This is a genomic window from Lactobacillus sp. JM1 (assembly GCF_009834385.1).
Classification (GTDB): domain Bacteria; phylum Bacillota; class Bacilli; order Lactobacillales; family Lactobacillaceae; genus Lactobacillus; species Lactobacillus paragasseri.
In genome coordinates this window covers 1,441,164-1,464,061 of record NZ_CP044412.1, presented here as the reverse complement: position 1 = coordinate 1,464,061, position 22,898 = coordinate 1,441,164, and the positions used below count along the sequence as shown (strand labels likewise).

Sequence of the window (22,898 nt, the reverse complement as noted above, 5' to 3'; positions counted from 1 at the left end):
AATGAGATTAAGAAATAAGCCTTGGGCTCAAAAATTGGTAGTTGAACATCCAGAAGCTATTTTGAATGAGCCAGATCCAGAAAAGAAAATTAACTGGGAAGAGAGATTTGATGACTTTTCTAAACCTTTGGCAATTGAAATTGGCTCAGGTAAGGGACGATTCATTACTACTTTAGCTAAGAAACATCCTGAAATGAACTTTATTGGCGTGGAGCTTCAAACAACAGCTGCAGGGATGATTTTAAGAACTAAACTAGAAGAAAAGATCGATAATTTACAATTAATGTGTGCTGATGCAGCTAATATAGCAATGTATTTACCCGAAAATAGTGTAGATGTTGTTTACTTGAACTTTTCCGATCCATGGCCAAAGACGCGTCATGAGAAGCGGAGATTGACTTATAAGAGCTTTTTAGACAAGTATCGACAGATATTAAAGCCAAAAGGACATTTAGAATTTAAGACAGATAATCAAGGATTATTTGAGTACAGTTTGGTAAGTCTTAACAATTATGGGATGAAATTTGACTATGTCAGTTTAGATTTACATCATGCAGAAAATGAAATTTTCGAAAGAAATGTTGAGACTGAGTATGAACATAAATTTGCAGCAAAAGGAAATCCGATTTATTGTCTGCATGCACATTTTGAATAAGTTGAAAATGCTTCTCGTTTTGGGAGGCATTTTTTGTTTTCTCCAAAAAATGTCCTTAGAATGCGTAATAAACATTTGGATGGCCTACTCGATTATTCTGCTCAGAACGAATCAAAACAATTGCAGGATGGCGTGACAAAGATTATCATTAATTCACAAGTTTCAGCTGAGGGTCAGAGCGAAGATTTAAAAGCCTTGGCGAAGCTGATGAACAATGAGCCTGTGAATTTAAATAAACATTTCGATTACGCGCAAAGAAGAATTAAAGAAATTAACGAAGATCCGGAAATGAGGGAAAAGATCATGCTTTACGAAACAAGAATGCTAGAACGTGAACAAGCTGCTGGAAAAGCAGGATATGAACAAGGAATGCAGCATGGTATAAAACAAGGTAGGGCAGAAGGAAAACAGGAGGGTATTAAACAGGGATTAAGACAAGGGCTAGAACAAGGAAAAATAGATTCTGCTAAAGTTATTTTCGAGAACCAAATGAATAATGGCAGTTCCTTAGAACAAGCTACAGAATTTGTGAAAAGCTTAAAGCTAATTTCTAACAAAGAATTAGAAAAAATAATTGCTCTTTATAAATAATAAAAAGTGTCTAGGAAAAATAATTTTCTTAGACACTTTTTTCATCCAATTATCAGTATCTTTTCTAATCTCTTGCATTATGTACTACCTTCTTTTTTGCCTTTTATTGTAGTCCGTTTTTAAAATTAACTGAAAGATCTTGGACTAGATTTTTAAAATAAAAGGTTGTAAAATAAACATAACTTATAAAAAGTAAGAAAAGAGTGAAACGGATGGAAGAAATCAAAGAATTAACTTCTGAAAAATTAAAAGAAATTACAAAGAATGGCAAGGTAGTACTATTATTTTCAGCTGCATGGTGCCCAGATTGCCGCTTTTTAGATCCATTTTTACCACAAATTGAAAAAGACAATTCTGATGCAAAATTCTATAAGGTTGATCGTGATGGTTCAGTCGATGTAGCAAAAGAATTAAATATCTTTGGAATTCCTAGCTTTGTTGTCTACCAAGATGGCAAAGAAATTGGTAGACTAGTAAATAAGGACAGAAAGACTAAAGAAGAAGTAGAAAACTTCCTTAACTCTCTCAAATAGTCTAGGAAAGGAAATTTACTAGAAATGATTGTTTCTACCAATAAAACAAGTTATCCTGATACTTTGATTGTAATTCTTGACCAAGATAAGGGTCGTAGTAAGTTTACAGAAAAGGATCAAGTTACGCGAGTTGAAAATGAAGATGGTGAAGTTATTGGATTTAATTTCTTTAACGTAAGTAGCTTTTTAGATTATGATAAGTTACCAAATGGTGAAATTAAACCAACACAAGATTTAGTTGATGCTTTGAATAAAAAATTAGCTGAAGCTGGTTTTGATACTAAATTAGAAATTGGTAAACCAACTCTTGTTTATGGCTATGTTAAGTCTTGTGAACCACATCCAGATTCTGATCACTTGCATGTAACTACTGTTGATGTTGGAAATGGTGAAGAACACCAAATTGTTTGTGGTGCACCAAATATTGCTCAAGGTCAAAAGGTAGTTGTTGCACTTCCAGGTACTTTGATGCCAAATGGTCAACAAATTTGGCCTGGTGAACTTCGCGGGGTTGATTCATACGGTATGATTTGTTCAGCACGTGAATTAGGATTAGCTCATGCTCCTCAAAAACGTGGTATTATGGTTGTTCCTGATGACTTTAATGCTGGTGACGAATTTGAACCAACTAAATGCGATGAATTATTAGCTAGTGGTCAAATTAGTTTGTAATAGATTTTAATATTTTTTATATAAAGGGAGCTCATTAATGTTAATGGGCTCCTTTTTTTAATCTCACTAAGAATTAATTAATATTTTTAGTGAGATTTTTTGTTAAAGCGTTTACATCTATGAATATACAGCATAGTATATACTATGAAAAGAACCTTAAATAAGGAAGAGCTGGTGAAAATGATGACAAAAGTTGAAGAGATAGTAAAAATAATCAGAGAAAGAATTAGAAATGAAACATATACCAGCCGTCAACGACTCCCTTCTGAATATCAATTAGCGCAAGAATTTAATGTTTCACGTCTGACTATTAGAAAAGCAATTAGTCGTTTAATAAATGCCAAAATTTTAGTAAAAGATCCGGGTAAAGGCACATATGTAATGCTAGGTGCTGAAAGAAATTCAAAAATTGAGTCTGGTAGGGGAGGATTACAGAGTTTTACTGAAGTTGCTAGAGAACATGGAAAAACTGCGCACACTAAAGTATTAAAATTTGTTCCTATTAGAAATCCGAGCAAAAGAATTAGTGAAATATTAGCGTTGGACGATAGATTAGATAAACAAGTTTTTGAGTTAAAAAGAATACGTTATTGGGATAATGATCCGATGACTCTCGAAAAAATTCTTATTTGTGATGAATATATAAAAAATAAGACATTAACTGATTTTGAACAATCTTTGTTTAAGATTTTAAATGAAAACATCGAAATTGGTTATGCACATCAAGAAATTGAAGCAATTATGGTTACTGATGAAATTTCTAAATATTTGAACATTAAAGGACAGCAACCAATATTTAAAGTTAAGACGATAACTTATACGCCAGATGCAATTCCAATTTTCTTTGATACATCATTCTATCGAGCTGATAAATATTCATTTAAGTCAACGCTGACTAGGTTGAGATAGTTTAGTTTTAAGGGTTAAGACAATGATAGCAGAAGAAAAAATCAACGAAGCTATAAGTACAAATGAAAAGGCATTTTTAGAAAACTTACGAACAATTATGCAGATTCCAAGCGTTAAAGGTAGTTCAGAAAAAGATGCGCCATTTGGTAAAGGACCTAAAAAAGCATTAGAAACTATAGTTCCAATTATTGAAAGATGTGGATTTAAAGCAAAAGTTGTTAATAATGCGATGGCATATGCGCAATGGGGAGATGACGATGAAAATTATATCGGTATCATTGATCACTTAGATGTAGTGCCAGTGGGTGACAAATGGAAGTTTAATCCGTGGGATTTATCCGATGAGAATGGCCGATTGTATGGTAGAGGAATATTAGATAATAAAGGGCCTGCATTAGCAACATTATGGGCTATGAAAATTCTTAAAGATTTAGGATATAGACCAAAAAGAACGATTCGGTTAGTTTTTGGATCAGATGAGGAAAATGGTTCTAAAGATGTGCCTTTATATCTAGAAAAGGAAAAACCACCTATTTTTGGCTGGACAGCTGATTGTAAATATCCAGTAGTATATGGAGAACGTGGAATTGTCAACTATTCTATTTTTACGCCGATTTTAGATGGAAGTTTAAGCCAAATCAAAAATTTGCAAGGGGATATGTCAAAAGATCATGTTCCTGATGAATTAAGTATAGAAATTAAAAACAAAAAGGTTGAGAGTCATGGTATAAGAGTTCCAAGTAATGCTCCGGAAATGGGAAAGAATGCAATAACATATTTAGCTAAAAAAATAGTTGATGAAAACTTAGTTTCTGGTCAATTGAATAATTATTTTAAATGGATTGTTAAAGCCCTCCATCAAAAGCATTATGGAGAAGGCCTAGGAATTGCATTTCACGATAATGATTCTGGAAAATTAATTATGACTCCTACTGGTTTAAATATTGAAAATAATGGCATGCGAATAGAAATAGCTATTCGTTATCCAGTGTCATATCAAGAGAAGCAAATTACAGCAGGGATCAAAAATAATATTCCAGTAGACAGTAATATTAAGGTTATACGTAGTATTCCAAGCGTAATGCACGATAAAAATTCTAAATTTATCCAAATTCTATCTGAAGTATATGAAAAAGTTACTGGACTTGATGGCACACCAGTTACAACAACAGGTGCCACTTATGCTCGAGTAATGCCAAATATCATTGCCTTTGGACCATCTTTTCCAGGACAAAAGGGAATAGCACATAAAGAAAATGAATGGATGGATTTAGATGATCTATTACTAAGTATCAAAATATATATGAGAAGCTTAGAAAGATTAGGTTCTTTAGAATAGAGAGGAAGTATTTGCTATGTCATGGGGAACAATTGCAACTTGGCGAATGGCAAATGAAGGAGTCGAAAAGGCCAGTACAATTTTAGAAGAAAATGGTACTGCTGGAGATGCAGTCGAAAAATTAATTAATACAGTTGAAGCATATCCGTATTATAAGTCAGTTGGCTATGGAGGTCTTCCAAACGAAGAGGGTATTGTACAAATGGATGCCGCTTTCATGAATGGAGATACGCTAGCTCAAGGAGCGGTTGGTGCAATTGAAAATGTAATGCATGCTGTATCTGTCGCTCGGGCTTTGAGTCATGAACATTGTAATAGCTTCAGAGTCGGTAAAGGATCAACTAAGTTTGCTAGTTTGCATGGATTTGAAATGACAAATATGTTAACAAAACGTGCTAAAAAGCGCTGGCAAAAGCGGTGTAAAGAAATCGAACAGCAGAATTTGAATCCATATGATGGGCATGATACTGTAGGTGCCATTACTTTAGATAAAAATAATTCAATGGCAGCTGCAACTTCAACGTCAGGTTTATTTATGAAAAAAGATGGTCGTGTGGGTGATTCTCCATTATCTGGCTCAGGTTTTTATGTTGACAGTAAAGTTGGTGGCGCTGCGGCAACAGGTCTTGGAGAAGATATTATGAAAGGCTGTTTATCATATGAAATTGTTAGGAGAATGCGGGATGGTGAATTACCACAAGATGCTTGTGATCATGCAGTTTATCCATTTATAGAAGACCTAAAGAAGCGCTATGGTAAAGCTGGAGAATTTTCATTAGTTGCAATGAATAATAAGGGAGAATGGGGAGTAGCTACTAACGTTGAATTTACATTCTGTGTTGCAACTGATAAACAAAAACCTGTAATTTTGATGGCCAACCCAATAGATAATATGAAGACTAAAATTGAACCTGTTAGCCAGGAATGGCTTGATGCTTACGAAAAAAGGATTCATGCACCTATAGAGTAGGAAGGTGATATATTATGAAAACTATTATTATTCTTGATCAGATTCAAGCTGGGTTAGGCGGAGATGAAAGAAGCGATACACCACTAGGCGGTAAGAAGATTGCAATGGGAAGTGCTGATAATGTTGAGAAAGCTTTAGAGGCTGTGCACGGAGAGATTATTGGTACATTCTACTGTGGGCCGAAATATTATCAACAAAATAAAGACATTGTACAGAGAAAATTTTCAAAAATGGCTGAAAAAATGAAGGCTGATGTAGTTATCGTGGGGCCAACATTTGATTATCATGATTTTGCTGAAATGGCGGTAGAAATTGGAGTTGCAATTACAGAAAACACTAGTATTCCAGTAATTGGAGCTGTCGCAAAGGAAAAGAATCAAGAACTTATTGAAAAATATAAAGACAGATTTCCGATTGTTAAGATGCCTAAAAAAGGTGGTACTGGTCTTGCTGAATCCTTAGATAATTTGGCTAAGGGTTGTCAAATTCTAACAAATAAAGAAGATATTTCAAAGTTTAAGGGAAGTTGCTGCTATTAGTTTTTCAGTTGGAGGCTTTAAAATGCAAAAGAAATTTGAAAAGGTGCTGATGCCAGTTGCCTCGAAGCTAGGAAATAATGTCGTTTTAATGTCATTGCGTGATGGCTTCTTAATTATTACTCCTTTGATCATAGTTACTTCTATATTTTTACTTATTGGTAATTTTCCGATTCCAGGCTGGTCTGAATTTTGGATTAAATTATGTGGGCCGCAATTTTCTGATTGGTTTAGTGCTGTATCTAATTCCGTATTTAGCTTTACGGGAATCTTATCAGCAATTGCAATTGCATATGCATATGGTAAGAATAGAGGACTGGATCCCATTCAAGCAGGGATGGTTTCATTTATATCATTTCTAATTTTGACACCTACTTCTGTTGTTTTAGGAAAGAAAACTGTTTCTGCAGTTGAAACTCAGTTTTTAGGGCCTAATGGTATTTTTTTAGGAATTATTATTGCCTTAATATCTGTCGAAATTTACAGATTTGCAATAAAACGTAATTGGACTATTAAGGTGCCAGATGGTGTTCCCCCTGCAGTTACTAAATCGTTTGATGCTTTGATTCCAAGTGCATTAGTCGTTGTTTTCTTCTTTCTAATAAGAATTCTATTCTCTTTAACTAGTTTTCATACAGCGTATAGCTTTATTTACACGATTTTACAGACACCATTGAAGCATGTGGGTATTTCTTTACCATCAGTTTTGCTATACAATTTCTTAGCAAGTTTCTTTTGGTTCTTTGGTATTAATGGACCTTCAATTACCAATTCAGTATGGCAACCTATATTCTTTGTCTCAACGCAAGATAATTTGAAGGCATTTCAAAATCATGCTCCATTACCACATATCTATACTCAACCTTTTATTGATTTATTTACAACCTATGGCGGCGGTGGTAGTACACTTGCTTTATTAATTGTTGTATTTGCAATTTGTAAATCAAAAAGGTTGCTTGAGTTAGGTAAGTTGGCAATTTTGCCTGGAGTTTTTGGTATTAATGAACCTGTTATTTTTGGTTTACCAGTAGTCTTAAACCCTGTTATAGTTATTCCGTTTATTTTATGTCCAGTTTTAAATACATTGATTTCAGGAATTGTAATGAAATTGGGATGGGTAGCTTGGACAAATGGTGTTCAATTACCTTGGACTACTCCACCAATTATTTCCGGATGGTTGTCAACAGGAAGCTGGACAGGATCTGCGTTACAAATTGTAGAGATTATTTTAAATATTTTAATTTATTATCCATTTGTGAAAATGCTAGATAAACAATATCTTAAAGAAGAAAAAGCTGCTGCTGAGAAAGACCTAGATATTGACTTTAGTGAGGTATAACAAATGCTTAAAGAAGTATGTGTTGAGAATTTTACTAATGTGCCATTAATGATTGAGCGAGGAGCTGAACGAATAGAATTAAATAATGACTTAGCTAATGGAGGGACCACACCATCATTTGGTGTAATTAAAAAGACAGTGGAGTATGCTCATAAGTATAATGTGCCAGTAATTGTAATGATTAGGCCACGTAGCGGAAACTTTGTTTACACTGCTGATGAGTTAGAAATCATGAATAGTGATATTCAAATGTGTAGTTTACTCAAAGCAGACGGTATAGCTTTTGGGTGCTTAACTAATAATAAACAGCTAGATAAAATTGAAATGAAAAAGCTTATTACAACTGCCCATGCTGGAAATTTAGAAGTTGTAATGCATATGGCTTTTGATGAATTAACAGCTTCAAAGCAGAAAGAAGCCTTGGAATGGTTATCTAAAAACAAGGTTGCACGTGTTCTTACTCATGGTGGGTCATTAGATCGTTCAATTACTGATTGTCTTGAAAATTTAAAAAAATTAAATAAACAGGCTGAGGGAAAAATCGAGATCTTACCTGGTGGTGGCATAACAGATAAAAATGTAAATTCTGTTATAGAAAAAGTTGGTGTAACTCAAGCTCATGGTACTAAAATATTAGGTGAAATTTAGGCTAGTGTAATTTTAAACTTCTTTTGATAAGTTATATGTCAGTTTTTATTTGCTAATAGTCTTGCACAGTAGTAAAACTACGAATATATAAATCAAAAATCATGTATGCTCAATATCTTTATTGTGTTATTTAATTAGAAAAAGTGTTATAGTGAGGATGTAAGAAACGGTTTTGGCGCGAATTGATGATCAAAGTTGCTTAATATTTTTAGGGTTCGATATAATTAATTTGGTTGAAATTAACAAAATTAAAGAAAGTAGGAAACATGGATGAGCTTACTACTTTCTGAATTAGAACATAACGTCGTGTTATGTTCTTTTTTTGTGTTAAAAATGGTAGAATTAAAGCGAATATTTTGGCATAAACAATGGAGATATTAATAATATGTTAGACAAAAATAAACAAATTTGGTTCATTGGAATTAAAGGAACTGGCATGGCTTCATTAGCTTTAGTTTTACATGACTTAGGTTATAACGTTGCTGGTTCAGATATTGAGAAGTATACTTTCACACAAGTTCCACTTGAAAAAGCCGGTATTGAAGTAAAAGATTTTGACCCAGCAAATATTAAGAGTAATGATGAACAAGTAATTGTTAAGGGAAATGCTTTTAAACAAGATAATCCAGAAGTAGCAGCTTGTTTAGATAAAAATGTTGAATGGCAAAGCTATCCTGATACTGTTGAAGAAATAGTGCAAATGCACACTTCAATTGGTGTATCTGGTACTCACGGAAAGACTTCAACTACTAGTCTTTTAGCTCATGTATTAGGTGAAGTAGCACCTACTTCATACTTAATTGGAGATGGACGAGGCAAGGGTGTTGCTGATTCCCGTTTCTTTGTTTACGAGGCAGATGAGTACCGCCGCCATTTCTTGGCATATCACCCTGATTACCAAATTATGACTAACATAGATTTTGATCACCCAGATTACTTTAAAGATCAAGACGACTATACTAGTGCTTTTCAAAGTGCTGCTGATCAAACTAAGAAAGCTCTCTTTGTTTGGGGAGATGACAAGCGTCTTCAAAGCTTAAAGACGGATATTCCTAAGTATACTTATGGCTTTAAAGATACTGATGACTTCCAAGCAGTAAACATTGAAAAGACTACTACTGGTTCTAAATTCAATGTTTTAGCTCATGGTAAGGACTTAGGCCGTTTCGAAATTCACTTATTTGGTGACCACAGTATTTTGAATACTACTGCTGTAATTGCAGTTGCCTATACTGAAAAAGTTCCAATGGAAGATATTAAGGAAGGATTGCTCACTTTCAAGGGTGCCAAGAGAAGATTTGCTGAAAAAGACTTTGGCGATGTTTCAGTAATTGATGATTATGCTCACCATCCAACAGAAATGCGTGCAACTATCCAAGCCGCTCGTCAAAAGTTCCCAGATAAGGAATTAGTTGTTGTCTTCCAACCACATACTTTCTCAAGAACTAAGAAATATCAAAAAGATTTTGAAGAGATCTTACGTGATGTAGATAAGGCTTACGTCACTCCAATTTATGCTTCTGCTCGTGAAGCAAGCGGTGATATTTCAAGTCAAGATTTGGTTAACAATATTCCTGGTTCAGAAGTAATTGATTTAGACAATATTGCTGACTTAACTAAGCATAAAAATGCAGTTGTTGTATTTATGGGTGCTGGTGACATTCCTAAATATGAAGATGCATATGAAAAATTACTTTAATTAAATAAAGATTTTAAAATATGAAAAAAGGATTGATTATTCTTGTTGTAACAAGATATCAATCCTTTTTGTTATTTAGCGCTTAAGATCAATTACAAAAGAATTCATATCGCCGCGGTAAGTAGCAATTGAATATTCAATCAATTGATCTTTATTTGTATATCCATGAGTATGGAAATAGAAGATAGGAGCATTTTCTTTAATATTCAAGTCCTCGGCTATTTCGGAAGAAGCGGTTTTTACCTCTAATTTTCTTACAACATGTGTAACAGCTAAGTCTCGTTTCTCAAGTTCCGTATATAAAGAAGCAGTTGAAAAATTCACTTTTTCTAAATCAGGGACAAGTGAAGCAGAGAGATAAGTAGTTACTTTAACAAGTGGAAGTTTACCAGCAGGTTTTGCAGGTGCATTTTTAGCACCTTTTGGAGGGAGTTTACTAGATCGTTATGGGGCAAGAAGACCAATTTTAATTGGTTCTAGTTTAATGTTATTAGAGCTACTTATCTTTACCATTTTTACAAATCATTTAAATAATCTGCTTATTCTGTTTGTCTATATTTTCTATATGGGCGGAATGGGAATGATGATGGGCTGCGTTATGACAGATGCATTAGACCATCTAGAAAAAAGTAAAGTAACTCAAGGAAACGCAATTTTAAATACTTTACAAGAATTTGCTGGTGCGGTTGGTACTTCAACAACTGCTGCTTTTGTAGCATTTGCACAAAGAAATGCTGGTTCAAAAGGCGCAATTCTAACAGCTCATGGTACACATTTAGCTTATGTTTTCTTACTGGTTCTTGTGTTAATTATTATTGCTATTTTTCTTAAGTTTACCCAAGCAAATAAAAGTGAATAGTTACTGATAGGGAAAATGATGTAGAGACAAAAATAATCGCTTTTAGCATTTAATGACTAAAAGGATGTAGATAATTAAATCATGTAAGAAAAACTGTTAAAATAGGTAAGAGACTATTTGACAGTTTTTTATTTAAGGAGAAAAAGATGGCACAAAAGAAATTACTTTTAATTGACGGTAACTCTGTGGCCTTTCGTGCCTTTTATGCTTTATACCGTCAGCTGGATCGCTTTACTAGCCCAGATGGTTTGCATACAAATGCAATTTTTACTTTTAAAAATATGCTTGATGCGATTATGAAGCAGACTGATCCAAGCAATGTATTAGTTGCTTTTGATGCAGGAAAAGTTACTTTTAGAACTAAAATGTATCAAGACTATAAAGGTGGTCGACAAAAAACTCCAAGTGAATTATCAGAGCAACTGCCTGTAATTCGTGAAATGCTTAAAGACTTAGGTATTAAGAGCTATGAACTAAAGAATTATGAAGCAGACGATATTATTGGCACACTTTCTAAAATGGGAGAAGAAGCTGGTTATACTGTTGATATTGTAACTGGGGATCGTGATTTAACACAGCTTGCTTCTGATAAAACCACGGTTTTAATAACTAAGAATGGAGTTGGTGATACTGAGGCATATACGCCAGAACATATGAAAGAAGTTAATGGCGTAACTCCAACTGAATTTATTGATATGAAAGCTCTGATGGGAGATAATTCTGATAATTATCCAGGTGTAACGAAAGTTGGTCCGAAGACAGCTTCACGTTTAATTCAGAAGTATGGTTCTGTTGAAAAACTTTATGAACATGTGGATGAAATGAAAAAATCCAAGTTAAAAGAGAACTTAATTAATGATAAAGATAAGGCTTTTTTAGCTAAAAAACTGGCCACAATTGATCGTGATTCTCCAGTAGAAGTGACCCTTGCTGATACTAAGCTGGAAGAACCTAATATTGAAGACTTACGTAATTTATATGAAAGATTAGGATTTAAGAAGTTTTTAGCTGAGTTAGGCGTAAGTGGAGTGAGTGATGGTAAGCAAGAAAGCGAGAAGTACGAGTATCAAGAGCTGACAAAAGAAAATATCTCTGAACTAGGTAAAATTAATGAAAAAGAAGTAACATTTTATCTAGCAATGTTGGGTGATAACTACCATTTAGCTCCACTTGAAGGATTTTCATTAAAAGTTGGCGATAAAATCTATGTTTCTAAAGATGTGGTTTTACTACAAGAAACTCCACTTCGTCAAATGCTAGAAGATAAGAAGATTAAGAAGAATGTTTTCGATATTAAAAGAACCTATGTAGGTTTACATCGGCTAGATATTGATGCAGAAGGATTAGACTATGATATGCTTCTAGCTTCTTATTTAGTTAATAATGAGAATAATTCTAACGATCTTGGTGAAGTAGCGCATTTATATGGCGATTATTCAGTAAAAACTGACTTGGAAGTTTATGGTAAAGGTAAAAAGAAAGCTGTTCCTGAGGATGATGAGTTCTTTGAACATTTAGCAGCTAAAGTCGTTGTAATTGAGAAGTTAAAGCAGCCACTTCTAGAGAAATTAAAAGATCATGAGCAAGATGATTTATATGAAACAATTGAAATTCCAGTTGCTTTTGTCTTAGCTAAAATGGAAATTACTGGAATTAAGGTTGAAGCATCAGTTTTAAATCAATTAGGCAATGACTTTGCACTTAAATTACAAGAACTAGAGCATAAGATTTATCAACAAGCTGGTGAAGAATTTAATTTAAATTCGCCAAAACAGCTAGGTCATATTCTTTTCGAAAAATTAAATTTACCACCAATTAAAAAGACCAAAACTGGCTATTCAACTTCTGTTGAAGTATTAGAGCAATTGAAAATGAAGAGCCCAATTGTTTCGGAAATTTTAGATTATCGTCAAATTGCTAAAATTCAAAATACTTACGTTAAGGGACTGCTCGAGTGTATTCAACCAGATGGAAGAATTCATACCCGTTATTTACAGACTTTAACTGCAACAGGTCGTCTTTCATCGGTTGATCCTAATTTACAAAATATTCCAACTAGAACTGATGAAGGAAAACAGATTAGGAAGGCTTTTGTACCTTCAACTAAAGATGGCTATATCTTTTCTTGTGACTACTCACAGGTTGAATTAAGAGTTTTGGCACATGTTTCCGGGGATGAACATATGCAGGAGGCATTTAAATCTGGTTACGATATTCATGCCCACACTGCAATGAAGATTTTCCATTTGAATTCACCTGATGAAGTAACGCCGTTAATGCGTCGGCATGCTAAGGCGGTCAACTTTGGAATAGTTTATGGTATTTCTGATTATGGCTTGTCTAAGAACTTAGGCATCAGTCGTAAACAAGCCAAGACATTTATTGATAATTATTTTGAACAATATCCGCAAATTAAGGATTATATGGATAAGGCAATTAAGGAAGCTCGCGAAAAAGGCTATGCAGAAACTATTATGCATAGAAGACGCTATTTACCAGATATTCATTCAAAAAATTTCAACGTTAGAAGCTTTGCTGAAAGAACTGCAATTAATTCTCCTATTCAAGGTTCAGCTGCTGATATTATTAAAATTGCCATGATTAATATGCAAAAGAAACTTGATGAATTGCGCTTAAAGACTAAAATGGTTTTACAAGTACACGATGAGCTTATTTTTGACGTACCGAAGGCTGAATTAGATACAATTAAGAAAATTGTGCCAGAAGTTATGCAGTCAGCTGTAACACTAGATGTTCCACTGATAGCTGACTCTAACTGGGGTCATAATTGGTATGACGCTAAGTAAAAAGTAGGTGATTTAATGCCAGAGATGCCAGAAGTTGAGACAGTTAGACGGACTTTAACCCCCTTAGTAAAGGGAAAAACAATTGCTAAAATAAATATTTGGTATCCTAAAATTATAGTTAACGATCCAGCTGAATTTATTAAAAAATTGACAAATAAAACGATTTTGAAAATTGATCGTTATGGCAAGTATTTACTCTTTAGGTTCAATGGCGACTTAACAATGGTTTCGCATTTGCGCATGGAAGGAAAATATCATTTAGTTAGTCCTGATACACCTAAGGGAAAGCATGAACATGTAGAATTTATTTTTACTGATGGGACTGCCTTACGTTATGATGATGTGCGCAAATTCGGTAGGATGCATTTAGTTGAAACAGGAACTGAAAGAAAGACGACTGGAATTCGGCATCTTGGACCTGAACCTAGTACTGCTGAATTTAACTTAACCTATTTCATTAATGCTTTGAGCCGGAAGAAAAAGAATATAAAGAACACTTTATTGGATCAGACAATTGTGTGTGGTTTAGGAAATATTTATGTAGATGAAGTACTCTGGAAGAGTAAAATTCATCCCCTAAGTAGCGCTCAAGCCATTCCTGCTGATAAGGTGAAGAATTTATATCAAAATATCAACCATACTATCGCTATAGCAACTAAGGAACGCGGAACTACTGTTCATACTTATTTAGATGCTAATGGCCAAATTGGTGGTTATCAAAAGATGCTGCAGGTTTATGGACATGCTGGTGAAGAGTGTAGTAAGTGCGGCACTATTTTAGAGAAGATCAAAGTAAATGGACGCGGAACTACTTTCTGTCCGCATTGTCAGGTACTATATAAATGACATATTTTTTAGGATTAACTGGCGGAATAGCCAGTGGTAAAAGTACAGCTGATGAATTTTTTGAAAAGCAAAATATTCCGATTATTGACTCCGATTTGATTGCTCATCAGATAATGGAAGTAGGCCAAAAGGGTTATCAGGCAATAGTTAATTATTTTGGCAGCAATATTCTTAATGATGATCAAACAATTAATCGTCATAAATTAGGTGGAATAGTTTTTAATGATAAAACTAAGCTGAAAAAATTAAATGAGATAACTCATCCACTTGTTCATCAGAAAATTAAACAACAAATGGAGCGATACCGTTTAAATCAAGAAAAATTAGTTGTAGTTGATGTGCCTTTACTATTTGAATCTGGTTTTGAAAGCTTATGCGATGGCGTTTTGGTTATTTCTATTTCACCAAAACTGCAGGTTAAACGTCTGATGAAACGAAATAATTTCACTAGAGAAGAAGCTTTGGTTAGAATAAATAATCAAATGCCACTAAGTGAAAAAGAAAAAAGAGCTACCTATGTAGTAGCTAATACTGGTACAATAGATAACTTAGAGAAAAGATTATCTGATTTATTACAAAAGATAGGCAGGTAGAGAAGATGGAATGTCCAAATTGCCACAAGAATGCTTCAAGAGTAATTGATTCTCGTCCAAGCGATGAAAATAGAGCAATTAGACGACGCAGAGAATGTGAAAATTGTGGTTTTCGCTTTACTACTTTTGAAAGAGTAGAGCGCTCGCCTCTATTGGTAATCAAAAATGATGGGACTCGTGAGGCCTTTAACCGCGATAAAATTTTGCATGGCGTAATGATGGCTGCGCAAAAGAGACCAATTTCAAGCGAACAACTAGATACTTTAGTAGATCATGTAGAAAATGAAATTAGAAAGCAAGGTCTTAATGAAATTTCATCTAAAGACATTGGCAATTTGGTGATGAAGGAATTGGCTAATTTAGATGATGTAGCTTACATTCGATTTGCAAGTATTTATCGCCAATTTAAAGATGTTTCAGGATTTATGGAAGCCATGGAAGATATGATGGCTAAACATGATAAGGAGTAGGTAGCCTGTGTTTGAAAGTGCTGACCCTAAGCAGCCTTTTTATGTGGCTAATCAAGTAGCTGTTAGTGAAGAAAATATAAAAGTTTTAACTACTCTTTTTGAGCCTCTTGTGGGTATTCGTGGAGTAGGATTATATATAACATTGACAAAAGAATTTGATGAAGTACCTTTTGCCAAAGATTATAAAACTTTATATCAACTTCAAGATCAAACTAACTTAAAATTAGAGGACTTATTTAAAACTTTGCATCATTTAGAGGCAACAGGCTTAATTAAGACATTTTTAGGTTCAAATCCTGTTTTAGGCGAGGTTTTGATTTTTGAAGTAGAAAAAGTTCCTTCAGCAGGTGAGTTCTTTCACACCTTTTTACTTTCAAGTTTGTTGCTTGAACGAGTAGGAAATGTAGCTTTTGATCGTTTGGTAAAAAAATTTACTCCGCGAACTTTTGTCGGTTTAAAAGATGCTAAGGAAGTTACTAGTGGCTTTTTTGATGTTTTTCACTTGAGTGCTGAAAATGCGATTGATGCACCAGTTGAAGTTAAAGAAGCGGCTGGTGAAGTTCCTAAGGATGCCAAAGGTGAAATTAAGTTAGGTAATGAGCCGGTAAAAGTTGACTGGAGCTTTTTGGTTGATTTGTTTGAGAGCTATCATATTAAGAAAGAAGAAGTTTTAAAGCACCAGGTAGAAATTAAACAGATTATTGATTTTTACCATTTAACTGAGCAAGAATTTGTCGAAACTGCGCTGATTACGATGTCAGCTGGGGCAGATAAACTCAATATGTATGCAATTCAAAATGCAGTTAATGAAAACTTTGGACTTAATCGCAATAAAGAAATGGTTAAAAAGCAGTTACGTCAAACTCCTAAAGATGCTGATCATGCAATTAAAAAATTATCAAAAGCTGATGCAGATCTAATTCGTGAAGTAGATAGTAAGGTGCCAACTGATTATTTATACGAATTAAAAGAGAAAAAAGGTGGCTATGTAACTGCAAATGAAAAGAAAGTTATCTTTCGTTTGCAAGATCAAATGGGGTTAACACCACCTTTAATTAATTTGATTGTTCATACTTGTTTTGAATATGATGCTGTGTTGACTAATAATTTAGCTGATCGAATTGCTAATGATTGGCTTCAGCAAGGAATAACCACGCCAACTGAAGCTATCGCATATCTTAAGGAACGAAAGAATAAACGTAGTCATCAATATTATCGTGCTCCCAAAAAGAATATTCGTAAGACAACTGATTGGTCGAAGTATGAAAAACAGCATCAAAATAAGAAAACAACCATGTCAGCTGAGGAAAGAAATCGAATCTTTCGTGAATTTGGTAAAAATGAATAGGAAGTGTTGTACTGGTGGAAGATATTTCTGAAGTAATCACACGTATTATCAAGAAAAGAAAATTGAGCGAAGATGGGAAAAAGATTGCTAAAACAGCAATAAAGCATCCCAGTGTTCAAGCCTTTCTCGCACAAAATAAAGACAAATTAAATAAAGAAATTGTCCAGGCTTCTCTTCCTACGATTTTTAACTATGTTGAGCAAATTGAGGCGCCAAACCCTGTGATGGAAGGATATACGCCAAAGCTTTTTCTTAATGGAAAGGTAATTGATATTACCTATGTTCCAACTGAGGCAAAGTTAAACTCAGAAGCTAAAATGCGGGCAGAACGCAGGATTGAATTGATTGATCTACCAGGAAAACTACGTCATGTTGAACTAGAAAATGTTGATTCAACTCCTGAACGGGATGCTGCATTAAATGAAGTAGCTATGTTTTTAGCCAGTTTTAAGAAGAACAAACATATCAAAGGTTTGTATCTAACTGGTGATTTTGGTGTAGGAAAAACGTATATCTTAGCTGGGTTAGCTAACGCTATTGCGCGTCAAGGAAGTCGAGTAGTCTTTTTACATGTACCTTCTTTTATTGCCAGTTTGGGGAGCCATTTTCAAGATAATAGCTTAAGTGACGAGATTGATCGTATTTCATCAGCTCCTGTTTTAGTTTTTGATGATATTGGAGCAGAGACTCTAAGTGAATGGTCACGTGATGACGTGTTAGGCGTTATTTTGCAAAAACGCATGGATAATGTTTTACCAACATTTTTTAGTTCAAATATGACAATGGATGATTTGGCTGAACATTTTGCTGAAACAAGAAATAATGTTGATGAGGTTAAGGCAAGACGCTTAATGGAGCGGGTTCGTTTCTTGAGTAAAGAGGTTTTTGTTGGCGGTAAAAATCGTAGAAATTAATTTCAAATTTTGCTTGCATCTATTTGATGAGCTAGTATAATGAAAGTCAATGAAAGACATGATTTTCTTCAACTCAGAGACAGGAGCCTAGTTCTGGAAGCTCCTGATTAGAAGAAAACCCCAATTTCATTCCTGAAATTTTTATAATTTGGTTAGGTACCATTAACGACCTTTAGAGGAATTAATTCTTGGTAATTAATTCGAATTTCGGGTGGAACCACGTATTTTAACGTCCCAGCGCTATTTTTAGTGCTGGGATTTTTTATTTGGAGGTAAAATTTTATGAGTTTTTCTGTAACTTTGCCAGACGGCTCAAAGAAAGATTTTGACAAGGCAGTTTCTGTTAAAGAACTAGCATCTTCAATTGCTACTTCTCTAGGAAAAGCTGCTGTTGGTGCAAAAATTAACGGCGAAATGAAGCCTTTAGATTACGTTGTTGATGAAGATGTAGAAGCAGCTATCATCACTGATAAGGATGAGGAAGGTTTAGATATTTTACGTGCTACTGCTGCATTTTTGCTTGAAGCTATTGCTAAGCGTAAGTATCCAGAATTACGTTTGGGAATGCACGAAGCAGATGAGGGTGGCTTCTTTGTAGATACTGATAAGGAAGATCAAATTAAAATTACTGAATTGCCAGAACTTGAAAAGGAAATGCAAAAGGCAATCAAGAATGGCGAAAAGATCGAATATACTTCAATGAAAAAGAGTGAATTGGAAGATATCTTTAAAGATGACCAATTCAAATTAGATCTTTTAAAGGACGAAAAAGACGAAGTTGCAGTTTACAAATTAGGTGACTTTGTTGACTTTGGTTTTGAAGCTTTATTACCAAATACTGGTAAGATTAAGAACTTTAAGCTTTTATCAGTTGCTGGTGCATACTGGTTAGGTAAATCCTCTAACCCAATGCTTCAAAGAATTTTTGGTACTGCATTCTTTAAGAAGGCAGCTTTAGATGAAGATTTAAAGCGTCGCGCTGAAATTAAGGAAAGAGATCACAGAACTATTGGTAGAGACTTAGACTTATTCTTTGTTGATCCTAAAGTTGGTGCAGGTCTTCCTTACTGGATGCCAAAGGGTGCTACTATTCGTCGCGTTGTCGAGAGATATATTGTTGATAAAGAAGTTGCTGATGGCTATGAACATGTTTATACTCCAGTTTTGATGAACGTAGATGCATACAAGACTTCTGGTCACTGGGCACATTATCGTGATGACATGTTTCCACCAATGGACATGGGTGATGGTGAAATGCTTGAACTTCGCCCAATGAACTGTCCTTCACATATTCAAATCTATAAGCACCACATTCGTTCATACCGTGAATTGCCAATCCGTATCGCTGAATTAGGTATGATGCACAGATACGAAAAATCAGGTGCTTTATCAGGTTTACAACGTGTACGTGAAATGACTTTGAATGATGGTCACACTTTTGTTGCACTTGACCAAATCAGAGAAGAATTTGCTAAAGTTTTGAAGTTGATCATGGATGTTTACAAAGACTTCGATATTACTGATTACTACTTCAGACTTTCATACCGTGATCCAAAGAACACTGATAAGTATTACGCAAATGATGAAATGTGGGAGAAATCTCAATCAATGCTTAAGGCAGCTATGGATGATCTTGGCCTTGATTATGTTGAAGCAGAAGGTGAAGCAGCATTCTATGGTCCTAAGCTTGATATTCAAACTAAGACTGCTTTAGGTAACGATGAAACTATGTCAACTATCCAACTTGACTTTATGCTTCCAGAAAGATTTGGCTTGACTTATGTAGGTCAAGATGGTGAAGAACACCGTCCAGTTATGATCCACCGTGGTATTGTTGGTACTATGGAAAGATTTATCGCTTACTTGACTGAAATCTACAAGGGTGCCTTCCCAACTTGGCTTGCTCCAGTTCAAGCTGAAATTATCCCAGTTAACGAGGAAGCTCACGGCGCATATGCTGATAAGGTTCGTGAAGAATTAGCTAAGCGCGGATTTAGAGCAGAAGTAGACCACAGAAACGAAAAACTTGGTTACAAGATTCGTGAATCACAAACTCAAAAAGTTCCTTATACTTTAGTTTTGGGTGACGATGAAATGAATGCCAATGGTGTTAATGTTCGTCGTTATGGTACTGAAGAACAAATTTCTAAGAGTTTAGATGACTTTATTGCTGAAATTGACGCAGATGTTAAGTCATACTCAAGAGAAAAATAATTAAAATAATAGTTTTTAATATAAAAGCGAGAAGACTGATAATAAGGTCTTCTCGTTTTTTTGTTTACTTGATGATTTTAATAATGTTATTAAGAATTTGTTTGGGTAATGAATGACTGCGTTGATAGATAGAGTTTGCTGATTCGTTGTCAGTATATTCTTTAAGAATAGTAGGTACTAAATATTCCCAGTTAGTCCAATTAGTAATCATTATATTATCAAAAACTTCAAATTTATTTGAGATATGACCATTCACCACAAGTTTTTAACCGTTTACCGAAAATTACTGGTTTTAGAAAATGCAATGAGTATACTTATAGGCAATATAAGGAGTGAGCATATGGAAATAAAGTTTAATATCGATAAAGATTTACAAAAAGAAAAAGCTGAATTTTGGCTAAAGAAGATGACAGACAAGATAAGAAAAATCACTCAAGAATTGCAGTCTGATCCTCAAATTTTATGGGGATATCGAAAAGAAACGGCATATGCGATTGAAGTTTCAAAAATATATTTAATTCAAGTAGAAAATGAAAAGACAATAATTTATACGCAGGATAAAACATATCTTTTTAAAGGTAGACTTTATCAGGCCAGCATTAACTTACCAACTGATTTTATTGAAGCATCCCGAAGTGCAATTCTAAATTATCGTTTTATCGATCATTTAGAAATTATCAGTAATGGTAATATCGATGCCTTGATGAAAAATGGGTTACGTGTGCAAATTGCCCGTCGAAAAATAAAAAAATTAAAGGAGAGACTGGGATTATGAAACATATTGTACGTTTAATTAATAGTGGATTAGTAGGAATAGGAATTGGGATGACTTGGCTGGGAATTGATATTTTACAAAATCAGTTTTTCAAGAATAGATTAGAGACAACTATTTCGGTAAAATATTTTCTTTTCTGGTTAGGGTCTTCGTTTTTGATTGGAATTTTCTTCTATTTTGCTAGTTTGGTTTTTGACCATGATAATTGGTCTTTAAAAAAACAAATCTTTATTAACTTTTTTATTTGTCTTGGTGCATGGTTAAGCTTTTGCTTCTTTTTAAATAAGTTTAATTATTCTGGATCCGCATTATTAGAAATGATTATTGATTTTGTTATTATGTATGCTCTAGCATACGGAATTTATTTTTATCATTTATGGCATGAGGTTAAGCGAATTAATAAGAAACTGAAAGAAATTTGAGAGGACTTAAAATGTTACTTAAAGTAAGAAACTTAAGCAAAAGTTTTCAAAATGGAACAAGGGCAATTGAAGATTTATCATTTGATATTCCTGCTGGAAAAATAACTACTTTTTTAGGATTTAATGGAGCGGGAAAAACGACAAGTTTAAAAATAATTTTGAACTTATTGCTTCCTGATGAAGGAAAAATATATTTTGAAAATAAATTGCTAAAAAATGATTTTACGCCTTTATTAAAACAAACCGGAGTAGTTTTAGAGAGTACGCGCAATATGTTTTATGCCTTGACGCCAATGGAAAATTTTATATATTGGGGAGCTCAACGTGGGTTGAATAAAAAAGTGGCACGAAAAAATGGTTTAGAACTATTAGAGAAATTTGGTCTGTTGTCTAAAAAGGATACGGTTATTTTTGAATTAAGTCGAGGGATGCAGCAAATTATTGCTATTTGCTGTGCGTTGATTTCTAGACCTAAATTTTTAATTTTAGATGAACCGACTCTTGGTTTAGATATTGAGGCAGTAGAAACTGTGGAACGAATATTAAAGACATTAGCTTCTGAAGGAGTTGCAATTTTATTAACTACGCATGAATTGGCATTTGCACAAAGAATTGCAGATCAGATCCTATTAATAAAAAAAGGACAGTTAATTTATAGTGGCAGTAAAGCAGATTGTTTAGATAGATTCAATCAAGAAAAATTTATCACGGTTCAATTCTCGCGAGTTTTGTCTAATGAGCAACAAGCACTTTTAGAAAGTATTGCTAAGATTATTTCGATTAATAATACTACTTATCAGTTGATTTTATCTAATCGAAAAGACTTATCACATTTATTGGGATTTTTAACTCAATTTAAATTAATTGACCTTAAAACTAAAAATAAAGGTTTAAAAGAAGTGGTTGATTTTTACATGAAAGGAAAAAATGAAGATGGTAGCATTAAAAGCGGAATTTCAGCGTGAATTAATCATATACCGACGCTATTTATTTAGCTCTGTCTCAGACTTAGCTTTAACTATTTTAATGTTTATGGGTATCTTTTGGGGTAGTAACTCAATTAGTAAGGGTATTATCGGACAATCACTTTCAGCTTTAATTATTGGCTTCACATTGTGGACAACAATTCAGAATACAGTATCAATGTTAGGCAGTAATACTATGAATAATGCGAAAAGTGGGATTTTACAGCAATTATATTTGATGCCAATTTCAAGTGAAAAATTATTTTTTAATAGAAGTATGGTAAATATTACTATTTCACTTGGACAGTCTATCATTGTTTGTTTAGCGCTTATGCTTTTTACAGGACAATGGATAAACTTTACAATTATGGTTATTTGGCCAACTATTTTTTCTTTAGTTACTCTTTTCGGCTTGGGGTATCTGATAATTAGCTTAGTTTTAAGATTTAAACGAATAGGAAGTTTTTTAGCAATTTGTCAATATTTGTATTTAGGAATTTTACTAACACAATTTGAGAAAGCAGATCTTTTAGTAAAGAACATGGCAAATTTTTTGCCACTTGTACCAATGGTTAGCTGGATGAGATTAATTATTAGTGGATCAGCTTATAATTTTAAATATTATTTATCTTTTTCAGCCTTTAATTCGATATTTTGGTTGTTGCTTGGACTATTTATTTTTGAAAAAGTTAATAAAGCTGTGAAGAAGCAAGGCTCTCTTTCTTTCTATTAGTTTTATTAAAATTAGCAGTTGCATTCAATTAATTCTTGACGTAGATTAATTAGATGGTATA

At 33.8% G+C, this 22,898-nt stretch carries 22 protein-coding genes and 2 pseudogenes; 23 read left to right on the top strand and 1 reads right to left on the bottom strand.

Going from position 1 to position 22,898, the window contains the following annotated elements; all coding sequences use genetic code 11:
- The first annotated feature begins 1 nt into the window (after position 1).
- From trmB to murC, 11 genes are all read left to right on the top strand, one after another.
- Entirely contained in the window at positions 2-655 is a 654-nt protein-coding gene (gene trmB, locus F3I00_RS07495; RefSeq protein WP_020806772.1) for a tRNA (guanosine(46)-N7)-methyltransferase TrmB, read from the top strand.
- A 33-nt stretch (positions 656-688) separates the two neighbouring features.
- Positions 689-1,246, top strand: a complete 558-nt coding sequence (locus tag F3I00_RS07490; RefSeq protein ID WP_020806771.1) for a hypothetical protein — start codon at positions 689-691, stop codon at positions 1,244-1,246.
- Positions 1,247-1,458: 212 nt separating this feature from the next.
- On the top strand, positions 1,459-1,779 hold the full coding sequence (locus tag F3I00_RS07485) for a thioredoxin family protein (RefSeq protein WP_003648332.1): 321 nt from the start codon (positions 1,459-1,461) through the stop codon (positions 1,777-1,779).
- Positions 1,780-1,803: 24 nt separating this feature from the next.
- Entirely contained in the window at positions 1,804-2,451 is a 648-nt protein-coding gene (gene ytpR / locus F3I00_RS07480; protein ID WP_020806770.1) for a YtpR family tRNA-binding protein, read from the top strand.
- A 183-nt stretch (positions 2,452-2,634) separates the two neighbouring features.
- A complete protein-coding gene (locus F3I00_RS07475) occupies positions 2,635-3,360 on the top strand; it encodes a GntR family transcriptional regulator, LSA1692 subfamily (RefSeq protein WP_024273082.1) in 726 nt (241 codons plus the stop codon).
- A gap of 22 nt (positions 3,361-3,382) precedes the next feature.
- The gene (locus F3I00_RS07470; protein WP_020806768.1) at positions 3,383-4,699 is read left to right on the top strand and encodes a Sapep family Mn(2+)-dependent dipeptidase; all 1,317 of its coding nucleotides are present in this window, start codon (positions 3,383-3,385) and stop codon (positions 4,697-4,699) included.
- A gap of 16 nt (positions 4,700-4,715) precedes the next feature.
- A complete protein-coding gene (locus F3I00_RS07465; RefSeq protein ID WP_020806767.1) occupies positions 4,716-5,669 on the top strand; it encodes a N(4)-(beta-N-acetylglucosaminyl)-L-asparaginase in 954 nt (317 codons plus the stop codon).
- 14 nt (positions 5,670-5,683) lie between these two features.
- Positions 5,684-6,208, top strand: a complete 525-nt coding sequence (locus tag F3I00_RS07460) for a GrdB-related putative oxidoreductase (RefSeq protein WP_020806766.1) — start codon at positions 5,684-5,686, stop codon at positions 6,206-6,208.
- A gap of 22 nt (positions 6,209-6,230) precedes the next feature.
- Positions 6,231-7,544: a PTS sugar transporter subunit IIC gene (locus F3I00_RS07455; RefSeq protein ID WP_020806765.1), complete on the top strand. Its 1,314-nt coding sequence runs from the start codon at positions 6,231-6,233 to the stop codon at positions 7,542-7,544.
- 3 nt (positions 7,545-7,547) lie between these two features.
- A complete protein-coding gene (locus F3I00_RS07450) occupies positions 7,548-8,192 on the top strand; it encodes a copper homeostasis protein CutC (RefSeq protein WP_020806764.1) in 645 nt (214 codons plus the stop codon).
- A gap of 385 nt (positions 8,193-8,577) precedes the next feature.
- On the top strand, positions 8,578-9,891 hold the full coding sequence (gene murC / locus F3I00_RS07445; protein ID WP_020806763.1) for a UDP-N-acetylmuramate--L-alanine ligase: 1,314 nt from the start codon (positions 8,578-8,580) through the stop codon (positions 9,889-9,891).
- 75 nt (positions 9,892-9,966) lie between these two features.
- On the opposite strand, the pseudogene F3I00_RS07440 reads toward murC, so the two are convergent.
- Positions 9,967-10,218 (bottom strand): annotated as a pseudogene (locus F3I00_RS07440) (UTRA domain-containing protein); the annotation flags it as partial.
- Positions 10,219-10,321: 103 nt separating this feature from the next.
- Between F3I00_RS07440 and F3I00_RS07435 the strand changes: the two are divergent.
- The 12 genes and pseudogenes from F3I00_RS07435 to F3I00_RS07380 all read left to right on the top strand — a co-directional run.
- Positions 10,322-10,750, top strand: a pseudogene (locus tag F3I00_RS07435) (MFS transporter); the annotation flags it as partial.
- 146 nt (positions 10,751-10,896) lie between these two features.
- Entirely contained in the window at positions 10,897-13,557 is a 2,661-nt protein-coding gene (gene polA / locus F3I00_RS07430) for a DNA polymerase I (protein WP_065169709.1), read from the top strand.
- Between the two features lie 15 nt (positions 13,558-13,572).
- A complete protein-coding gene (mutM, locus tag F3I00_RS07425; RefSeq protein WP_020806759.1) occupies positions 13,573-14,403 on the top strand; it encodes a bifunctional DNA-formamidopyrimidine glycosylase/DNA-(apurinic or apyrimidinic site) lyase in 831 nt (276 codons plus the stop codon).
- Complete coding sequence (gene coaE / locus F3I00_RS07420) at positions 14,400-14,996, top strand: dephospho-CoA kinase (RefSeq protein ID WP_020806758.1); 597 nt, start codon at positions 14,400-14,402, stop codon at positions 14,994-14,996. Before mutM ends, coaE begins: the two co-directional genes overlap by 4 nt.
- 5 nt (positions 14,997-15,001) lie before the next feature.
- A complete protein-coding gene (gene nrdR, locus F3I00_RS07415; protein WP_003646909.1) occupies positions 15,002-15,466 on the top strand; it encodes a transcriptional regulator NrdR in 465 nt (154 codons plus the stop codon).
- Positions 15,467-15,473: 7 nt separating this feature from the next.
- Complete coding sequence (locus tag F3I00_RS07410) at positions 15,474-16,814, top strand: DnaD domain protein (protein WP_020806757.1); 1,341 nt, start codon at positions 15,474-15,476, stop codon at positions 16,812-16,814.
- A gap of 14 nt (positions 16,815-16,828) precedes the next feature.
- Positions 16,829-17,728, top strand: coding sequence for a primosomal protein DnaI (gene dnaI / locus F3I00_RS07405; protein WP_020806756.1), 900 nt, complete (start codon positions 16,829-16,831; stop codon positions 17,726-17,728).
- Positions 17,729-18,010: 282 nt separating this feature from the next.
- Complete coding sequence (thrS, locus tag F3I00_RS07400) at positions 18,011-19,942, top strand: threonine--tRNA ligase (protein ID WP_003648357.1); 1,932 nt, start codon at positions 18,011-18,013, stop codon at positions 19,940-19,942.
- 340 nt (positions 19,943-20,282) lie between these two features.
- A complete protein-coding gene (locus tag F3I00_RS07395) occupies positions 20,283-20,717 on the top strand; it encodes a LytTR family DNA-binding domain-containing protein (RefSeq protein ID WP_020806754.1) in 435 nt (144 codons plus the stop codon).
- Positions 20,714-21,139 carry a DUF3021 domain-containing protein gene (locus F3I00_RS07390; RefSeq protein WP_020806753.1) on the top strand — a complete coding sequence of 142 codons (426 nt, stop codon included), beginning with the start codon at positions 20,714-20,716 and terminating at the stop codon, positions 21,137-21,139. Before F3I00_RS07395 ends, F3I00_RS07390 begins: the two co-directional genes overlap by 4 nt.
- Positions 21,140-21,150: 11 nt before the next feature.
- A complete protein-coding gene (locus tag F3I00_RS07385) occupies positions 21,151-22,104 on the top strand; it encodes an ABC transporter ATP-binding protein (RefSeq protein ID WP_020806752.1) in 954 nt (317 codons plus the stop codon).
- On the top strand, positions 22,067-22,837 hold the full coding sequence (locus F3I00_RS07380) for a hypothetical protein (protein WP_035425708.1): 771 nt from the start codon (positions 22,067-22,069) through the stop codon (positions 22,835-22,837). The genes F3I00_RS07385 and F3I00_RS07380 overlap by 38 nt, the downstream gene beginning before the upstream one ends.
- Positions 22,838-22,898 lie beyond the last annotated feature (61 nt).

Bases quoted from the DNA above. Each gene is read 5' to 3' on its own strand.
- trmB (WP_020806772.1), top strand. From the start codon at position 2: ATGAGATTAAGAAATAAGCCTTGGGCTCAAAAATTGGTAGTTGAACAT.
- F3I00_RS07485 (WP_003648332.1), top strand. From the start codon at position 1,459: ATGGAAGAAATCAAAGAATTAACTTCTGAAAAATTAAAAGAAATTACA.
- ytpR (WP_020806770.1), top strand. From the start codon at position 1,804: ATGATTGTTTCTACCAATAAAACAAGTTATCCTGATACTTTGATTGTA.
- F3I00_RS07475 (WP_024273082.1), top strand. From the start codon at position 2,635: ATGACAAAAGTTGAAGAGATAGTAAAAATAATCAGAGAAAGAATTAGA.
- F3I00_RS07470 (WP_020806768.1), top strand. From the start codon at position 3,383: ATGATAGCAGAAGAAAAAATCAACGAAGCTATAAGTACAAATGAAAAG.
- F3I00_RS07465 (WP_020806767.1), top strand. From the start codon at position 4,716: ATGTCATGGGGAACAATTGCAACTTGGCGAATGGCAAATGAAGGAGTC.
- F3I00_RS07460 (WP_020806766.1), top strand. From the start codon at position 5,684: ATGAAAACTATTATTATTCTTGATCAGATTCAAGCTGGGTTAGGCGGA.
- F3I00_RS07455 (WP_020806765.1), top strand. From the start codon at position 6,231: ATGCAAAAGAAATTTGAAAAGGTGCTGATGCCAGTTGCCTCGAAGCTA.
- F3I00_RS07450 (WP_020806764.1), top strand. From the start codon at position 7,548: ATGCTTAAAGAAGTATGTGTTGAGAATTTTACTAATGTGCCATTAATG.
- murC (WP_020806763.1), top strand. From the start codon at position 8,578: ATGTTAGACAAAAATAAACAAATTTGGTTCATTGGAATTAAAGGAACT.
- polA (WP_065169709.1), top strand. From the start codon at position 10,897: ATGGCACAAAAGAAATTACTTTTAATTGACGGTAACTCTGTGGCCTTT.
- mutM (WP_020806759.1), top strand. From the start codon at position 13,573: ATGCCAGAGATGCCAGAAGTTGAGACAGTTAGACGGACTTTAACCCCC.
- coaE (WP_020806758.1), top strand. From the start codon at position 14,400: ATGACATATTTTTTAGGATTAACTGGCGGAATAGCCAGTGGTAAAAGT.
- nrdR (WP_003646909.1), top strand. From the start codon at position 15,002: ATGGAATGTCCAAATTGCCACAAGAATGCTTCAAGAGTAATTGATTCT.
- thrS (WP_003648357.1), top strand. From the start codon at position 18,011: ATGAGTTTTTCTGTAACTTTGCCAGACGGCTCAAAGAAAGATTTTGAC.
- F3I00_RS07395 (WP_020806754.1), top strand. From the start codon at position 20,283: ATGGAAATAAAGTTTAATATCGATAAAGATTTACAAAAAGAAAAAGCT.
- F3I00_RS07390 (WP_020806753.1), top strand. From the start codon at position 20,714: ATGAAACATATTGTACGTTTAATTAATAGTGGATTAGTAGGAATAGGA.
- F3I00_RS07385 (WP_020806752.1), top strand. From the start codon at position 21,151: ATGTTACTTAAAGTAAGAAACTTAAGCAAAAGTTTTCAAAATGGAACA.
- F3I00_RS07380 (WP_035425708.1), top strand. From the start codon at position 22,067: ATGAAGATGGTAGCATTAAAAGCGGAATTTCAGCGTGAATTAATCATA.